Genomic DNA, 16,839 nt, shown 5'->3' with positions numbered 1-16,839 from the left:
CTGGTATCAATTCCGGCCTTCACGCCACCATCCAGCAAAAAGGAAGGTGAAGGATAGCAGCAGCATGCTCCATGTTGGCAATAACGGCTCTGCGCTTTTACCCGTAACAATATGGGCACCACGCTGCGGAAAGGCCAGCCAATCTGCGCCGTGCAGAGTGGTAGATTCTGCCATCCGAATGGTTGGTATGGCCAGATGCCCCGGCGCACCCAGCCAGAACACCCCTCCGCCCGATTGTTGCGCCATAGGTGCCAGCTTGGTGGCCGTGGCCCGTAAATCCGTCATTTCACGGATATCGCTTTGCACAGGGGCTGCGTAGGCGGTGTGCGCACCATCCGTTATCTGCCAAATGCCTGTTTCGTTTGCAGGCAAGGTTGCCGTTTGGCTGCCATCCTGCGGGGCGGCATGCAGGTGTAGCGTTGTATGTGTGCCCGAAGGTGCCGTAACGGTTACATCAGGTGGTGTGGCTTCGGTGCTGATGCTGTGGCGTGTTACGGTTAACACGTTGTCGGTAATGCTGGCGGCCAGTTGTTCTTCTTCCAGCTCTGGCTCTTTCATGAGCCAATGGGAAATCCGGCGCAGCAATTCCGCCTGCGGTCCGCCGCCACCTTCCCCGCGAGACCAAAGCCAGATCTGGTCAGAAAGCAGGAGGGCCACACGGCCCTGATCCACCCGGTCCAACACCAGCAGGGGGGCGGCATCTGGCCCGCTCATCAGCACTTCACCATGTGTGCTGTCTGGCTTGAGGGCGCGGTACCATGGGCCCCATGCACCGGCAACGGTTGTTGTGCTATCCGGCACATTTGCATCTGGCGCGCCAGAGAGAGCCGCCGTTACAGGGTGTTGGCGGCCCTGAGCCGTTAACCGGGGGCGGAACTGGTGTTCCACCATACCAGTTTCCAGTGGTACATGTGCGGGCAGCACATCGCCCACAGGGGTTTCCTGAAGTGATCCGGAGCCTACAAACTCCGGCCCGGCTGTTAGCAACAATCCGCCACCACGGCGCACAAAATTGGCAATGTTTTCCAAATAGCTGTGTGGCAGAATACTACGGTTTTCAAAACCATCCAGAATAATCAGGTCAAACTGGTTGATCTTGTCCTGAAACAGTTCCTTTACGGGAAAAGCAATCAAAGCCAGATCAGATAGCGGCGTGCCATCATCTTTTTCTGGTGGGCGCAAAATGGTGAAGTGAATGAGATCCACCGCAGGGTCGGCTTTCAGCAGCCTACGCCAGACACGTTCCCCTTGGTTGGGTGTGCCTGAAATCAGCAAAACCCGCAGCCTGTCCCGAATGCCCATAATATGGGTGATGCTCTGATTATTCAGTTGTGAGACTTCCCCCTCTAAAGGAGAAACCGAAAGACTGATGAGCATCTGCCCCGGTCGGGCAACGGGAATACTGATATCCTGCGGCGTGCCTGTAACAACAGGAATAACCACAGGTTCTTCCCCATTTACACGCAGGGTCAGTTCTGCTGGCGTGCCAGCGTGCGTGTTGGGGCCGGAATCTTCGGCCAATACGCGCAAATGTGCAGGTTGTCCGGCAATAGCGTAGGGCGGTGCTTCCAGTATCTGGAGCTTACGGTCTGTTTCCTCACCTTTGGCAGTCAGCACCACATGCAGGGGCAGGGTGGTTTGTTCCCCCGTAGCGGTGCGCGGGCGCAGGCGATCAGGCAGGTTGGCCGGAACATCAGCTACCTGACCGTCTGTAACCATCATGGCCCCAGCAAGCTGATCGGGCGGGATATCTGCTGCGGCCTGATCTAATGCTTCAAACAGGCGTGTGCCATCGTGCCCGTTCTGGCGCACTGTAATGGTGCGGATATTCAGCCCATCCACCTGCATATGCGCCAATGCATCCGCAGCCTGCCGGGCAATAGCCGCCCGCTGCCCGATAGACATGGAGGGAGATTGATCTACCAGCATCAGGGCGGTTTGGGGCAGGCTATGCCAGCTTTCGCGCAGGTGCTGCGGGCCCGCCAGCCAGAACAGAAGTGAGGCAAGTGCGGCCAGACGTAACAAGGCCCCGCGCGCGCCGTTATACAGGCTCCACGCACAAAGAAGCACGCCCGCAATGCCAAGCAGAGCCAGCAGCCATAAAGGCAGCAGTGGCGCAAAACCGATAGATTGCATCAAACTGTTCATCATGGCCGGTCTTCCAGCCGTTTCAGAAGCATGGGCACGTGTACCTGGTCCGCCTTGTAGCTGCCGGTAAGCGCGTAAATGACAATATTCAGCCCAAAGCGATAGGCCAGCACACGCTGCTCCGCCCCACCGGGAATAACCGCAAAGGGCGTGTTGCCAGATGGATCAACCGCCCACGCATGTGCCCAATCTGCCGAGCCGATAATGATGGGGCTGACTTCATCATTCCCCGCATCACCTTCACGCGCCACCCATATGGGCTGGCCAGCATAGCGGCCCGGAAAATCATGCAGCAGGTAAAAGGTATGTGCCAGCAGGTGATGGTCATTCATGGTCACAAGTGGTGGCACTGTCAGCCCTGTTGTGGCACGGCGCAGGGCGGCGCGTGTGCCCGGGGCATCGCCGGCAAAGCTGGCATCATCTGAGGTGCTGTCTGGTGTGTCCTGCCCTTGGGTATCAATCAGCAAAATACCACCATGCGCCATAAAGCGGTTGAGTGCGGCTATCATGGCGGGGGAGGCATGGGCATCTGGCGTAATGGGCCAGTATAGCAATGGGTAATACGCCAGATCATCCGTTTCGGGGTGCACGCCATCGGGGTGGCCCAGCACGGCAGATGTGCGGGCATTGGTGAAATCTGCCAGTCCCTGAAGCCCTTGGCGGGAGGCCTCATCTACATCTGCATGCCCCGTTAAAACATAGGCCAGACGTGTTTCAAGTGCCGCTCCGGGCACGGAGGGCGTAGCTTGCGGTGCAGGGGCAGGTGGCTGTGTATCTGCTGCATGGGCAGGAGCAGCCATACCAAGCAGCATGCCCCCCATAACCATGGTGGCCACGTTGGTGCGTTTGGGAGCCAAAAATCCCTTACGCATCAGTAGTGCCAAAGCACCATCAAGCAACAACAGAACAAGAGCAGCCAGAAGGCAGAAGCGCCCAAGCGGCACATCCGGCTGTTGGCCTGCGAGGTCTGTAATAACCCCCACAGCACTTTCAGAATGCAGCGCGGCAATATGATCTGCTGCATTCAAGGCGTGGCGGCCAGAACCGGGGCCATACAGGCCGGGTGGGTGCGCGGGGGATACATCCGTGGTGGCAAAGGCAGAGGCTTTCAGGCCACGAGCATATGGTGGTGGAGGGCCAGCAACGCCTGCGCCATCAAGCGTAAGGGCTGGCTGCAATATGGCATCATCCGCAGGTACGCTCACGCCGTTTGCATGGTCTGTCAGCCGTTGCAGCATGGAGACAAATAACCCGGAAAGCGGCAGGTTAGACCAATCCGTGGTGCTGCTGACATGGAACAGTACAATCTCTCCCTTGCCCAACGTTGTGTGCGTTACCAGTGGCGTGCCATCTGCCAGCCGGGCCCATGTATGTTCGGTCAGGGTAGCGGAGGGACGGGCCAGAACCTGCCGTGAGACCGTAACATCATTGGGGGGCACCAACCCGGCAAAGGGAGAGGTTGCATCAAACTGGGCAAGTTTTTGTGGCGTGCCCCATGTCATGGAACCGCCAAGTTGGCGTGCGCCATCCAGCAAGGCAACGGGCAGCAGGTCTTGCGTAGGTGGGTGGGTGTTTTCGCTTTCTGCGGTTTCAGCAGCTTCATCATGCTGGGCGCCAGCAAGGGCTGGGCCAGCAAAGCGGATAAGCGTGCCGCCATTTTTCACCCATTCGCGCACTTTTTCCCGTGTTTCCGGGTCTGCCAACGTGCCATCTGGCGCGATTAAAACAGAAAGTGGGCGGCTTAAAAGAGCTGCTGGCGTGCCTTCATGCAATTCGGCAGAAGGTGCAAGGGCGCGGCGCAGATAGAACAAAGACCCCACCAAAGGTGTATCTGCGCCACCAGAAGCCAGAAGGCCGACCGGATGCAGGCGGCTGCTTTCATCCATCAGCACCGTGGTGGCAGCACTGGCCGTGCCCGCAAGTGTAAGTGTGTCTATACGGTTACGCACGGCTGCTGGCAGGTTTACCGAAATATCGGCATAGGCGGATTGTGCGGGCAGGGTTACGGGCACAACAGCCAGCGTGCCACCATCTTGCGTGTGTGCAACAACGTTAAAGGCGCGTGGAGCCGCCGTTGGCATTGCCACCAAGCGGGCCATGACGTTACTGCCTTTATCGGCCATTGGCACCAAAGCCACAGCATTTTGGTGTGGAAAGCGCACTTCGCGCACATGGCCTAAACTTTGCAGTGCGTGCGTAAAGGCATTATCGCCGGGGGTGGCTATGCCATCCGCCAGATACAGAACGCTGCCAAATGTCTGTGCTGTCAGATGTTCCAGTGTATGAGCGGAAGCTGATCGATCCACTTGCCAAGGTTCGGGCCGCAGCGCGTTCAAGTGCTGCCGCACCTGTGCAACAGGCAGAGGGGCGAGGTTTTCTGCAACCGCTGTTTCTGCTTCTGGTGCGGTTGTCAGCAACAGCACAGGGCGTTTGGCGCGCTCGGCATCATCCAGAAGGTTTTGTGCAGCAGCTAGCCGTTCGTTCCAGTCTGCGGCGCTGAACATACCGTTATCTATAACAAGCAGCACCGGGCCAGAGCCTTGCTGGGCGGCATTATGCCCCGGCAGCACAGGCCGGGCGAGGCCAAGCACCAACAAGGTAACGGCCAAAAGGCGCAACAGCAGCAACCAGAGCGGAGAGCGTGCGGCTTCGGTCTGGCGTGGTTTCAGGCTGGCCAGCAGTTTTACGGGCGGAAATGCCTGTTGGCGTGGGCGCGGCGGTGTTGCACGCACAAGCCACCACACCAGTGGCAGCGTAAGAAGCCCCAGCAGGGCAAGGGGAGCCAGAAATATCATACCCGGCGGCCCATCAGATTATGCAGGGCCAACAGTGTAGGTGTGGCTGGGGTATCTGTTACATGGCAAAGATAATCATGCCCAAGGCTTACGGCCATTTGTTCAATCTGGCCGCTGCGTGCTGATGCCAGATGGGTGTAATCTGCACGCAATGTTTGCACATGGGGCAGCTCTATGGGCGGTTCGCCTTCCAGCCCCGTAAATTCAACACGCCCTTCATAGGGGAGTGAAAGTTCGGCAGGGTCTGCAATATGCAGCACATGCGTACGCACACCACGGGCCGCGCATTGATGGAGCAGCCCACGCAGGGCGTCTGTTTCGCACAGCAGATCACTGGCCAGCAGCAAATGCGCGTGGCGCGGTAATGCGGCTGCGGCGGGTAGGGCATTTTTTTGCGGTGTGGATGCCTGAAACACCAAAGCCAATGCCAGACGTTCCAGCAGGCTGCCACCAGAAGGCAAATGCACCATGCCGGAGGAGGAAAGCAGGCGAATGCGCTCTCCTCCACGGGCAAGGGCTGCGGCCATTGCTAGCGTAAGCAGGATGGCGCTTTCCAACTTGGTGGGAATGTTGGCGCGGGATTGCCAGTTCATGGAACCTGAAAGATCACACCATAACAGAATGGTTTGCGCGCTTTCGGCTTCTGTTTCGCGCACATAGGCGTGGGTGCTGCGGGCAGATTGTCGCCAGTCTATGTGCGCGGCAGGTTCCCCCGGTTGGGCCGGGCGATATTGCCAGAAGGTATCGCCCCATCCCGCACGTTGTTGCGGGTGCTGCCCGGCGGCTAGCGTGGCGGCTGTGCGGTTGGCCTGCACAATCAGATCGGGCATGCGTGCCGCCAAAGCCTGCGCCTGTTGGGTAAGGGCAGCAGGTTGCCCGATGGCAACAAACGCATCTGCCTGCGTGGCAAAATGCGGTGCCTGTGTGGTGCCAGCCCTATTGCGGCGGAATGCGGCGGTAAGAAAAGATGGGCCGCGCAATGGCTTTAACCCAGCTGTTGCAGAAGGCGAGAGATTACATCCTGAATCTGCACACCTTCAGCACGGGCGGCAAAAGTCAGCGCCATACGGTGGGCCAGAACAGGCTGTGCCAGTGCCGCAACATCATCCAGACTGGGGGAAAGCCTGCCATCCAGCAAAGCACGCGCGCGGGTGGCCAGCATAAGCGTTTGGGCAGCACGTGGGCCGGGGCCCCATGCAATCTGTTCACGCAAGGTGGCATCCTGCGTGGTTTCTGGCCGGGCGTTGCGTACCAGATTGAGGATGGCATCCAGCACTTTTTCACCCACCGGAATGCGGCGCACCAGTGCCTGTGCTTCCAGCAGGCTTGCAGCGTCCATCAGGGTTTGAGGCTGTTCTGTTTGTGCGCCAGTGGTGGCCAGCAGCATCTGCCGTTCCGCTGCTTCATCGGGGAAGGAGAGCGAGATTTGCAGCATAAAGCGGTCAAGCTGCGCTTCTGGCAGCGGGTAGGTGCCTTCCTGCTCCATAGGGTTCTGGGTGGCCAGAACATGGAAGGGGCGCGGCAAGGGGTATTCCGTTCCGGCCACGCTTACGCGGTGTTCCTGCATGGCCTGCAACAGGGCAGACTGCGTGCGCGGGCTGGCGCGGTTAATTTCATCCGCCATCAGCAGTTGGCAAAACACGGGGCCGGGCACAAAGCGGAAGCTGCGATGGCCAGATGCATCTTCATCCAGAATTTCACTGCCCGTAATGTCGGAGGGCATAAGGTCTGGCGTAAACTGCACGCGGCGCGAATCAAGCCCCAGCACTGTTCCCAAAGTTGTGACCAGCAATGTCTTGCCCAAACCGGGTGCGCCCACCAAAAGCGTGTGCCCACCAGCCAGAATGGTGGCAAGTGTTTGGCGGATAACCTGTTTTTGGCCAAAAACAATGCGAGAGGTTTCCTGCTGCACGGCTTGCAGCCGTTCGCAGATACGGTCTGCCTCCCGCACTTCGGGAGGAGAGGAGGGCTGTTGCGCGGGCTGCGATGCGTCTGATGCGGTCATGGTTCCAGTGTGAAGCACATACGGGGCTTACATCAAGCGGGGTATCATCCCTATATCATCAGGATGACGGTATGGACACGTATTACAGGATGATAGGCCAGTGAAAGGCGAACACGCAGTGAGTGGCGACAGTCTTGCCTGTTCGGGGCATCAGGAAAGCCCGGAAAGAAAAAGGCATGACTTGGGATATCTGCCTTTTCTGGTGCGGCGTGATGGTGTGTGGCTTTATCGGGGCACGCCCATAAAGCGTAAGGCCATGCTGTGCATGTTTGGCTCCATGCTCACGCGGGATGAAAAAGGGGCATACCTGCTGCGCTCCCCTTTTGAGACCGGGTATATTGAGGTGGAAGACGTACCTTTTCTGGCGGTAGAGCTGGATTGGACGGGCTGTGGCAAAATGCAGCGCCTGTGTTTTCGTACCAATATGGATGAAGTGGTGGTGGCCGGGCCGGAGCACCCGATTCGGACAGATTGGAACATGCCACCAGAAGCCTGCCCGGAGAGCTGCCCCCCTTACATTCGGCTGCGGGAAGGCGATAACCGGCACTTTCCGCTAGAGGCGCGTTTATCTCGCCCGGTGTGGTACGAACTGGCAGCTTTGGCAGAGCCGGGCATGTGCCAGGGTATTCCCTGCATGGGCGTTTGGAGCTGCGGCTGCTTTTTTCCGCTGGCCAAGCAAACATCCGGCACAGATTGCGACGCATGACCCCAACTTTATTGGACCGCTTGGAGCCTGCGCGCCTGCACGCGCTGGAGCAGATATGGGCCGTGCTGCCTGAAGCGCGTCTTGTCGGTGGTGTGGTGCGTGACCTGATGGTGGAGCGTCCCATTGCGGATGTTGATCTGGCAGTGCCTCAACCGCCCGAGGAGGTCATGCAGCGCCTGAAGGCGCAGGGTATGACAGTTGTGCCCACAGGGCTGGCGCATGGCACGGTCACGGCGGTGATCGATTCCGCGCCCTATGAAATCACAACCCTGCGGCGAGATGTGGAAACAGACGGACGCCACGCCGTGGTGTGCTGGACAGACAATTGGCAGGAAGATGCCGCGCGCCGTGATTTTACAATCAACGCCATGTCCTGTGACAGCACGGGCACTGTGCACGATTATTTTGGCGGCCAGCATGATCTGGCAGATGGAACTGTGCGCTTTGTAGGCGATGCCACGCTGCGGATACAGGAAGATGCCCTGCGTATTTTGCGTTTTTTTCGCTTCTGGGGGCGCTATGGGCGTGGGCAGGCAGATACACAGGCCATGCACGCCATTACCGTACAGGCAGAATTGCTGAACGGCCTGTCTGTTGAGCGTATATGGTCTGAACTCAAGCGTATTCTGGCTGGGCCGAAGGTGCTGGAAGTTGTGTATCTGATGCAGCAGGCCGATATTTTGCCTGTTCTGCTGCCAGAAGGTACGAATGTGCCTTTGTTTGCGCAGTTAATGGCGTGTCATCCGCCAGCAGATGCCCTGCTGCGGTTGGCAGCTTTGGTGCCAGAAAAAAGTGCGGATCTGGCGCGCCGCCTTAAATTCTCTCGCGCTGAAGCCGCGCGTCTGAAGGGCATGCAGGCTGAGCCCGTGCCTTTGCCCGATATGTCTGATGCGCAATTACGCCACTTATTGGCAGATACCTCGCCAGATATTTTGGCCGCACGCAGTTGGCTGTATCAGGCGCGGCATCCTGATGTTTTGGGCACAGAACTGCGGCAACGTTTGGCGCAGCTTGAAATACCTGTGTTCCCCCTAGCAGGGCGAGATCTGCTGGAGGCAGGTTGCCAGCCGGGGCCGCATGTTGGGCAGGTGCTGAAAGATGTGCGCAACTGGTGGCAACAGGGTGGGTGCACGGCGGATAAACAAGCCTGTTTGGCCCATGCGTTAAGGCAGGTGAAAGTGTTGCCATAATAAAACCATGCGCCAGCCTCTTACGTGAAAGGGTGGGAGGCTGTTAGAGAAGAGCGCATGACGTCACAAGCATCTGCTTCCTCTACCCGTTCGTCCCGTTCATCCCGCGATTTGTTGCCGGATGATACCCGCGTGCTTCTGAGGAGGTTATGGCGGGAGCAGGTGCGCCATTATCCCGGTAACCTTACGGCTGTTGTGCTGCTTACGGTGTTAACCGCCGGGCTTACGGCGCTGTATCCGCTGGTTATCCAGCGCGCGCTGGATATGTTTTCTAGCCACGATTCCCGCATTCTGTATCAGGTGCCGTTGCTGGTGGTGCTGATTACGGTTGCCAAATCCATTTCCCAATACGCGCAAACGCTGGCGTCTCAAGGGTTGGTGCTCAAGGTTATTCGTGGTTTGCAAAGCGAGATGTTCGCGCATCTGGTGCAGGCAGATATTACCGATGTAGAGCGCGAGGCTCCGGCCAAGCTGGCAGCCCGCTTTACCACGGATGCCGTTTCCATCCGTGAAGCCATGATCCGGGCCGTGAACTCGCTGGGTGATGTTGTGACCGTGGTGGGGCTGATTGCCTCCATGTTCTACATGGATTGGGAACTTAGCCTGATTGCCGGGCTGCTTTACCCTATTGCCGCAGTGCCTATTCAAAAACTGGGCAAGCGTGTGCGTCGCGCTTCTGGCGGCATGCAGGAACGGATTGGGGAAACAGCCGCATTTCTAACGGAAAGCTTCAGTCAGGCACGCACCGTACGTGTGTATCGGCTTGAACAGCGAGAGGAAGAGCGCGCTGCTATTTCTTTTGATCATCTGCATCAGGCCATGTTGCGCATTACAAGGGGACGTGCACGTGTTGACCCCTTGCTGGAAGCACTGGGTGGCTCAGCCGTGGCGGCCGTATTGGGTTTTGCAGGGTGGCGTGCGGCTATGGGTGGCGCCACGCTGGGAGATTTTTCCGGCTTTGTGGCGGCTTTGTTGCTGGCGGCGCGCCCTCTGCGTGCATTGGGGGCCTTGAATGCTGCCTTGCAGGAAGGTTTGGCCGGCCTTGTGCGCATTTTTGAAATTATTGATGAAAAACCCGCCGTGGCCGATAGCCCGAATGCTGTGCCTCTTTGCGCCGGGCAGGGTGATCTGGTTTTTGAAAACGTAGGTTTTGTTTACCCAGATGGGCGGGTTGGCCTTTCTGGCTTGAATTTTGAGGCTAAGCCCGGCTTTACTGTCGCTTTGGTGGGGCCATCCGGGGCAGGTAAGTCCACCGCACTTTCTCTGGTGCCGCGTCTGCATGATGTAACATCTGGCCGCATTTTGCTGGATGGGCAGGACTTGCGTGATCTCACGCTGGCCAGTCTGCGAGATGCCATTGCCTATGTTAGCCAAGACCCTTTGTTGTTTGATCTTTCTGTGCGCGACAATATTCTGATAGGCCGCCCCACAGCTACGGAAGAAGAAGTGCAGGCCGCAGCCAAGGCCGCAGCGGCTGAGAAGTTTATTCTGGCCTTGCCCGCAGGGTATGAAACCATAGTGGGGCCGGGTGGGCAGCGCCTTTCTGGCGGCCAAAGGCAGCGTGTGGCCTTGGCGCGCGCGCTGCTGCGCAACCCGCGCCTTCTGCTGCTGGATGAGGCCACAAGCGCGCTGGATAGTGAGAATGAAGCCGCCGTGCAGGATGCCTTGGCAACCTTGCGCCAGGGGCGCACCACGCTTGTTGTGGCTCATCGTCTTTCTACCGTGCGTTCGGCTGATCTGGTGGTGGTGATGCAGGAAGGGCATGCCGTGGAATGCGGAAACCATGATGAACTCATGGCGCAAAATGGCCTGTATGCGCGTCTGGTCAGAACGCAGGGGCTGGAACGCTAAGGCCCGCGCAGCAGATCAGACGTGTTAAACTGCGTCTTTTTTACAGCAAAACATTAAAAACCCAGGTTGCATATGTGCTGAATACCATGTGCGACTTGATGCCTGCCTGTGAACATGCCACAACTCTGACCGACCAGTTCGGTCAGAGAAAGAGTGACCGAAAAAGCAGGGTATGCGCCGTGCGTTTGAGATGGCAGGGAACAGTATGACAGACGACCACAACGACCAGTCTTCCGCAAATACCGGCGCACCAGCCAAGCCAGAAGAAAAGAAAAAAGAAAATCCCCGCCGCAAGATTATTCTCACTGGGGTTATTGCCGTACTGGCTGTAGGTGCCGGTGTGTACTGGTTTATGACTCGCAATGAAGTGGAAACGGATGACGCCTTTACCGCAGGGCGTGCCATTACCATTGCACCGCATGTGAGTGGGTATGTGACGGAACTGCTGGTGAACGATAACCAGTTTGTACGCAAAGGCCAGCTTTTGGCCCGCATAGACCCCCGAGACTGGAAAGCAGCGCGAGATCAGGCAGCCGCACAGGTTGAAAGTGCGCAGGCCTCCAAAAATGCCAGTGACATGATGCACATGGTGGCCATGCTGGAGTTTCCCGGTAAGCTGTTGCAGGCAAAAGGTCAGCTAGAAGCCGCCAAGGCGCAGGAATTTAAGGCGCAAACAGATTTCCGCCGCCAGCATGTGGTGGAACGTGCAGCAACTTCGCAGCAGGATATAGATTCCGCCCGCGCGGCGTTGGATGCCGCCAAGGCCCGCGTGATAGCCGCGCAGGGTGCCGTGCAGATGGCCATGCCCGTGCAGCCCAATATTCAGAACGCCGCCATCCAGATCAGTCAGGAAGAGGCCGCGGTTAAAACCGCGCAGGCCCGGCTGGAAACAGCAAACCTGAATCTGGAATGGACAGAAATTCGTGCCCCGCATGATGGCTGGATTTCTCAGCGTAATCTGGAGCAGGGCAATTACGTGCAGCAGGGGCAGAATATACTGTCCATTGTAGAGCCAGAAGTGTGGGTGGTGGCCAACTACAAGGAAACCCAGATTACCCGCATGAAGCCCGGCCAGAAGGTGGATATCAAGGTTGATGCCTATCCATCCCTCAAGGTGCATGGGCATATTGATTCATTGCAAAAAGGCACGGGCGCGCAGTTCAGTGCCTTCCCACCAGAAAACGCAACAGGCAACTACGTAAAAATCGTGCAGCGTGTGCCTGTTAAAATCCTGATTGATGATGGTCTGGACCCCAACCAGCCGCTGGCACTTGGTATGTCCGTAGTGCCTACTGTGCATGTTGATACAGAAGGCCATTCTGATGCCCCGCCGCGTGATGGGGCAGAACCTGCAACTCCGGCCCCGGCTGCGCAATGAGCACACAGGCCGAAGTAGCCCCCGGCGGGTGGAAGCCGAAGCATAACCCATGGACTGTCGCCTTTGTTGTTACCATGGCGGCGTTCATGGAAATTCTGGATACAACCATCGTGAACGTCTCCCTGCCGCATATCGCAGGGAGCCTATCCAGCACGTATGATGATGCGACGTGGACACTCACGGCCTATCTGGTAGCCAACGGGATTGTGCTGACAATTTCTGGTTGGCTCGGTAAGGTTTTTGGCCGCAAAAACTACTTTCTTATCTGTATTGTTATGTTCACCGTATCATCGTTTTTGTGTGGTACGGCTACCAGTCTTGCAGAACTGGTTATTTTTCGTCTGATGCAGGGCTTTTTTGGCGGAGGGCTTCAGCCCAATCAGCAATCCATTATTCTGGATAGCTTCCCGCCCGAAAAGCGTGCCGCAGCGTTTGGCCTTACCGCCATTGCAGCGGTTGTGGGGCCGGTTATTGGCCCAACGCTGGGTGGGTGGATTACCGATAACTTTTCATGGCGCTGGATTTTCTTCATCAACGTGCCATTCGGGTTTCTTACAACCGTTGGTGTGATGGCGCTGGTGGAAGATCCACCGTGGGCGCGTAAACAGAAAGCCCCGGTAGATGCCATTGGCATCAGCCTGATTACCATTGGTTTTGCCAGCCTTGAAGTGATGGTGGACCGTGGTGAGGATGCAGACTGGTTTGGCTCCACCTTCATTCGCATTATGGGCGTTCTGGCGTTTCTGGGCATTGGTGGTGCCATTTTGTGGCTGCTGCATGCCAAAAACCCGGCGGTGGATTTGCGCGTGTTCAAGGACCGCAACTTTGCGGTGGGCACAGCACTTATGGGGGCAATGGGCGCGCTGCTTTATGCGTCTGCCATTATTGTTCCGCAGTTTGCCCAGCAGGTTATGGGGTACACGGCCACAATTTCCGGTTTGCTGCTTTCTCCGGGCGGGATTGCCGTTATCTTCCTGATCCCGATTGTGGGTAAGTTGATGACGCTCATGCCTGTGCGCAATGTGATTGCACTGGGTTTTGGGCTTATGGGCATCGCTCTGTTCTGGTCTGCCCATTTGCTGCCATTGCTGGACTTCCACCACCTCATGCTGTTCCGCATGAGCCAGACAGCCTGTTTGGCCTTTCTGTTTGTGCCGCTTTCTACCATTGCGTATTCCACCATTCCCGAAAAGCTGAATGCAGATGCCTCGGCGCTGTTCAGTATGGCGCGTAACGTGTTGGGGTCTTTGGCTATTTCTGGTGCTACGGCACTGCTTACAGAGCGGCGGCAGGCGCATCAGTCCTACATGGTGCAGTGGATGACGCCGTACCATCAGCCGTATAATGATTATCTGGCACAGGCCAAAGGTGTTGCCACAGCCCACGGATACGCCCCTGGTGCCGCACAGGCTATTGCCCAGCATACCCTGTTTCAGGAATTTACCCGGCAGGTGGCCATGCTTTCTTACAACGAAGTGTTTATGATCTTGGGTATCGGCTCGTTTCTGTGCGTGCCGTTCTGCTTCCTGTTTTCTGCCATTACAGGCAGCGGCAAAACGACTGGCGCACACTAAAAAGCGCAGCAAAAAGCCAATAAAAAAGCTCCCTGACTATGGTTGGTCAGGGCGCTTTTTTATTGTGCGTTATGTTTATGCGCGGGGTTTTGCAAACTGTGCAAAATCCTGCACCAAGCGTTCATAAATCGGTTTTTTAAACCCGACATTCTGCTGCGGTAGGGTGGCAAGGTCTATCCATTGCCATGCGTCAAATTCTGCTGGGGTTTGGGCATCCAGCTGGATATCGGCATCTGTGCCCTCAAAAGCCAAGGCAAACCATTTTTGTGTCTGGCCCCGATACTTCCCACCCAATGCACGGCCTATAAGGTGCTGGGGCAGATCATACGTAATCCATTCTGGATGTTCGGCCAGAATACGCACTTTATCTGTGCCAATTTCTTCTGCCACTTCGCGCAGTACGGCTTTTTGGGGGTCTTCTCCGGCATCAATGCCGCCTTGGGGACATTGCCATGTGCCTTCGCTCAATGGGCCGCCAGCGCCGGGCATATCCGTGCGCCGGGCAATAAAAATGCGTCCATCAGCATGAAAGATCATGGCCCCCACATTAGGGCGATACGGAAGGGACGGAGAGCTTGCGTCTGTCATTGTTGCGGCTGGCCTTGCTGCTGCACACGTGGGTTGGAAAGGTTCACATGCATGCTGCCATCTGCGGCGGCTGGGCCGTAAGCAGACATATCTGGCGGCAGAACAATCTGGCTGACTGGCACCAACGCAATGCCCATGTCTTTGAGGTGCGGTAACCACGCACGCAGGCAGGCCATGGCCACAGGCCGCAATGGCCCCAAAATGCCAATGGCGCGCCCGTTCTGCCGTGCCATTTGCTGGAGTTTCAGCAACTGGATATCAATGTTGACAATATCCGTATCCGTGTTCACCACCACATCAGCAGTGGCGGTGCTGCTAGCCCCTTCGGTTTGTGTGCCGGGTGTGGCATCCAGATACAGCAGACCACGTTGGTCTATGGCCTTTACCAGAGATTTAAAGCTTTCAGATTGCGGGAAACTGCCACCATTCTGGCCTGCAAAGGCGTTGGTAACACCCACATAGCCCGCCAGATGAGAAAGCGCCCAGTTCAGATTATCCATGTTCTGCTGGGGTGAAAGCAACAACCCAAGTGCCTTGGGGCCGGCATCTGTGTTCTTGGTGGCGTTATCCTGAATGGGGAGAGAAAGCAGCGTTTCATGCCTGTGCTGGCGTGCGGCGTTCATCAATTCTTCAGGGTTGGCGGCATAAGGTGAAATGCCCAGAGAAACCGGGCCGGGCAGGGAGTTTATGGCTTCGGTTGTCAGGTCATCTGTCTGGTCTATGCCATCAATCAGCAATGCCACCATGGGGGTGCCGGGCGGCACATCCACCGCAGGGGCGGCATAAACCTTTTTGGGTGTGCGATCATGCGCACCCACTTTGGGGAGGGGAAAGCCCCCCGGCCCATTCTTGCTTTCCAGCAGATCAGCCTGCGGCCCCGGAATGGTGGTGCGCTGCGCGGGGGAGGATTGTTTGGCAGCAGAATCTGCCGAAACATCAATATCCTGCCCCTCAATGGAAAGGCCGGGCGGCCCCATAACCTGTAACCCAATGGCAAGCGCCACAGCGGCTGTGGCGCACCCGCCCCAAAAGCGGATAAAGGCGCGCCCGTTAGAGGGCAGTTGCTGCCAGAGCGATGGAGTGTGCATGGCCTTTCCCTTTCTCGCCCTTAGTGGTGCGTTGCACTATCCGTTTTGGCGGGTTGCTTGGCAGGTGGCAGAGATGCAGCCGGATCAGGAGAAGGCAGGCCAGCCATAAAGCGCACAATGCGCAGGCCTTCCTGAAGCTGGAAGTCTGTTGCGGGCTTGTCGTATTCAAACTCTGGCCAGTTTGCTGGCGGTTCGTTTGGAATATCCTTGGCAATGGCAGGCAGATCTGTGCGCGGTTGTGCTTTGGTCTGGTTGCCACCCTGATTTTTCAGAATATGTTCCAGATCAGCTTCGCGCAGGCTGAAGGCCGGGTCTTCCCGCGTTTCCTTCACCACAATATCGGGCGTGATGCCCAGCGCCTGAATGGAGCGGCCAGAAGGTGTATAGTAACGCGCGGTGGTTAGCCGCACGGCACCGTTACCCGGAATGGGGATAATGGACTGCACAGACCCCTTACCGAAGGAACGTGTGCCAACCAGCACTGCCCGGTGATGATCCTGCAACGCGCCGGAAACAATTTCGGAAGCAGAAGCGGAACCACCGTTAATCAGCACTACCAGCGGCAGGCCATCAGTAATGTCGGTGCCGTGGGCATCCCAACGCTGGCTATCTTTGGGGTTGCGTGAGCGGGTGGAAACAATCTCACCCGAGCGAATGAAGTTGGAAGAAACATCCACAGCCTGATCCAGCAGGCCGCCCGGATCATTCCGCAGATCCAGCACCAGCCCGGCCAGCTTGCCACCAGCCTGCTGTTTAAGGCTGTTATAAGCCTTCAGCAGTTCTTTTTCCGTGGTTTCGTTAAACTGTGCCACGCGGATATACCCCACCCGGTCATACAGCGCGGATTTGACCACATCGATATGAATCACTTCACGCGTTAGCGTCACCACAATTGGCTTGGGTGTTTTTTCGCGCACCAGTGTCAGGGTAATTTTGGTGTTGGCCTTGCCGCGCATTTTCTTCACGGCTTCGTCCAGCGGGGTGCCGTCAATCGGGTGGCCATCTACGGCAATAATGTAATCACCCGGCTTGATGCCAGCCCGAAAACCCGGTGTGCCATCAATGGGGGATAAAACGCGGATATGCCCATCCTGCTGCTGAAGTTCCAGACCAAGGCCGCCGAACTCGCCCTTCATCTGCACCATCATGTCATCATACTGTTTTTGCGTCATGTAGGAGCTGTGCGGGTCCAGCCCGCTCAACATGCCATTCAGCGCATTTGTAATCAGATCACGGTCTGAAACAGGCTCCACATACTGTTGGCGGATCATGTCCATAACCGTGCCAAACAGTGTGAGAAGCCGGTATGTTTCAGCGTGGTTTGTGGTGGGTGTGGCATCTGGCGCAGTGGCAGCCTGCGCGGGGGAAGCTACAAGGGCAGAGCCAGAAAAGTGGCCCGGATGAAAAGCCAGGGCAAGGCCGGTTAAGGCAGTGGCGCCGAACATCAGACCTGTGCGGAACTTCATGCGATCGTCTCTCCTGTCGCAGGGCTGTATGTGGCCCTTGCGTGTTCTTC

12 protein-coding genes are annotated in these 16,839 nt (G+C 57.2%); 5 read left to right on the top strand and 7 right to left on the bottom strand.

Annotation, left to right across the window (positions count from 1 at the left end):
* Positions 1-6: 6 nt before the first annotated feature.
* The 4 genes from QQM41_RS01295 to QQM41_RS01280 are packed head-to-tail and all read right to left on the bottom strand — an operon-like array spanning position 7 to position 6,966.
* The gene (locus tag QQM41_RS01295) at positions 7-2,151 is read right to left on the bottom strand and encodes a VWA domain-containing protein (RefSeq protein WP_339077522.1); all 2,145 of its coding nucleotides are present in this window, start codon (positions 2,149-2,151) and stop codon (positions 7-9) included.
* On the bottom strand, positions 2,148-4,943 hold the full coding sequence (locus QQM41_RS01290; RefSeq protein ID WP_339077521.1) for a DUF4159 domain-containing protein: 2,796 nt from the start codon (positions 4,941-4,943) through the stop codon (positions 2,148-2,150). The genes QQM41_RS01295 and QQM41_RS01290 overlap by 4 nt, the downstream gene beginning before the upstream one ends.
* The gene (locus QQM41_RS01285; RefSeq protein WP_339077520.1) at positions 4,940-5,923 is read right to left on the bottom strand and encodes a DUF58 domain-containing protein; all 984 of its coding nucleotides are present in this window, start codon (positions 5,921-5,923) and stop codon (positions 4,940-4,942) included. Before QQM41_RS01285 ends, QQM41_RS01290 begins: the two co-directional genes overlap by 4 nt.
* Before the next feature lie 5 nt (positions 5,924-5,928).
* Positions 5,929-6,966, bottom strand: coding sequence for a MoxR family ATPase (locus QQM41_RS01280; RefSeq protein WP_339077519.1), 1,038 nt, complete (start codon positions 6,964-6,966; stop codon positions 5,929-5,931).
* Positions 6,967-7,048: 82 nt separating this feature from the next.
* Between QQM41_RS01280 and QQM41_RS01275 the strand changes: the two genes are divergently transcribed.
* The 5 genes from QQM41_RS01275 to QQM41_RS01255 all read left to right on the top strand — a co-directional run bounded on the left by QQM41_RS01275 (position 7,049) and on the right by QQM41_RS01255 (position 13,647).
* Positions 7,049-7,654 (top strand): DUF1285 domain-containing protein, encoded by a 606-nt coding sequence (locus tag QQM41_RS01275; RefSeq protein ID WP_339077518.1) that lies wholly within the window; start codon positions 7,049-7,051, stop codon positions 7,652-7,654.
* Positions 7,651-8,844, top strand: a complete 1,194-nt coding sequence (locus tag QQM41_RS01270; RefSeq protein WP_339077517.1) for a CCA tRNA nucleotidyltransferase — start codon at positions 7,651-7,653, stop codon at positions 8,842-8,844. Before QQM41_RS01275 ends, QQM41_RS01270 begins: the two co-directional genes overlap by 4 nt.
* A gap of 57 nt (positions 8,845-8,901) precedes the next feature.
* Positions 8,902-10,695 carry an ABC transporter ATP-binding protein gene (locus tag QQM41_RS01265; protein ID WP_050819582.1) on the top strand — a complete coding sequence of 598 codons (1,794 nt, stop codon included), beginning with the start codon at positions 8,902-8,904 and terminating at the stop codon, positions 10,693-10,695.
* A 172-nt stretch (positions 10,696-10,867) separates the two neighbouring features.
* Positions 10,868-12,073, top strand: coding sequence for an HlyD family secretion protein (locus QQM41_RS01260; RefSeq protein ID WP_339077516.1), 1,206 nt, complete (start codon positions 10,868-10,870; stop codon positions 12,071-12,073).
* The gene (locus QQM41_RS01255) at positions 12,070-13,647 is read left to right on the top strand and encodes a DHA2 family efflux MFS transporter permease subunit (protein ID WP_050819584.1); all 1,578 of its coding nucleotides are present in this window, start codon (positions 12,070-12,072) and stop codon (positions 13,645-13,647) included. Before QQM41_RS01260 ends, QQM41_RS01255 begins: the two co-directional genes overlap by 4 nt.
* Positions 13,648-13,722: 75 nt before the next feature.
* On the opposite strand, the gene QQM41_RS01250 is transcribed toward QQM41_RS01255, so the two are convergent.
* The 3 genes from QQM41_RS01250 to QQM41_RS01240 are packed head-to-tail and all read right to left on the bottom strand — an operon-like array spanning position 13,723 to position 16,789.
* Positions 13,723-14,235, bottom strand: a complete 513-nt coding sequence (locus QQM41_RS01250; protein WP_339077515.1) for an RNA pyrophosphohydrolase — start codon at positions 14,233-14,235, stop codon at positions 13,723-13,725.
* On the bottom strand, positions 14,232-15,323 hold the full coding sequence (locus QQM41_RS01245; RefSeq protein ID WP_050819586.1) for a divergent polysaccharide deacetylase family protein: 1,092 nt from the start codon (positions 15,321-15,323) through the stop codon (positions 14,232-14,234). Before QQM41_RS01245 ends, QQM41_RS01250 begins: the two co-directional genes overlap by 4 nt.
* Positions 15,324-15,343: 20 nt before the next feature.
* Positions 15,344-16,789, bottom strand: coding sequence for a S41 family peptidase (locus QQM41_RS01240; protein ID WP_339077514.1), 1,446 nt, complete (start codon positions 16,787-16,789; stop codon positions 15,344-15,346).
* Positions 16,790-16,839: the final 50 nt, after the last annotated feature.

It is taken from the genome of Acetobacter sp. AC2005 (assembly GCF_037901235.1).
GTDB lineage: Bacteria > Pseudomonadota > Alphaproteobacteria > Acetobacterales > Acetobacteraceae > Acetobacter > Acetobacter oryzoeni.
Note: the sequence above shows the minus strand (reverse complement) of the source record. Positions and strands in the feature narration are given on the sequence as shown.

What these genes read in the sequence shown, in the direction of transcription:
- QQM41_RS01295 (WP_339077522.1), bottom strand. Translation starts at nt 2,151, where the DNA reads ATGATGAACAGTTTGATGCAATCTATCGGTTTTGCGCCACTGCTGCCT.
- QQM41_RS01290 (WP_339077521.1), bottom strand. Translation starts at nt 4,943, where the DNA reads ATGATATTTCTGGCTCCCCTTGCCCTGCTGGGGCTTCTTACGCTGCCA.
- QQM41_RS01245 (WP_050819586.1), bottom strand. Translation starts at nt 15,323, where the DNA reads ATGCACACTCCATCGCTCTGGCAGCAACTGCCCTCTAACGGGCGCGCC.
- QQM41_RS01270 (WP_339077517.1), top strand. Translation starts at nt 7,651, where the DNA reads ATGACCCCAACTTTATTGGACCGCTTGGAGCCTGCGCGCCTGCACGCG.
- QQM41_RS01255 (WP_050819584.1), top strand. Translation starts at nt 12,070, where the DNA reads ATGAGCACACAGGCCGAAGTAGCCCCCGGCGGGTGGAAGCCGAAGCAT.
- QQM41_RS01240 (WP_339077514.1), bottom strand. Translation starts at nt 16,789, where the DNA reads ATGAAGTTCCGCACAGGTCTGATGTTCGGCGCCACTGCCTTAACCGGC.
- QQM41_RS01260 (WP_339077516.1), top strand. Translation starts at nt 10,868, where the DNA reads ATGCGCCGTGCGTTTGAGATGGCAGGGAACAGTATGACAGACGACCAC.
- QQM41_RS01250 (WP_339077515.1), bottom strand. Translation starts at nt 14,235, where the DNA reads ATGACAGACGCAAGCTCTCCGTCCCTTCCGTATCGCCCTAATGTGGGG.
- QQM41_RS01265 (WP_050819582.1), top strand. Translation starts at nt 8,902, where the DNA reads ATGACGTCACAAGCATCTGCTTCCTCTACCCGTTCGTCCCGTTCATCC.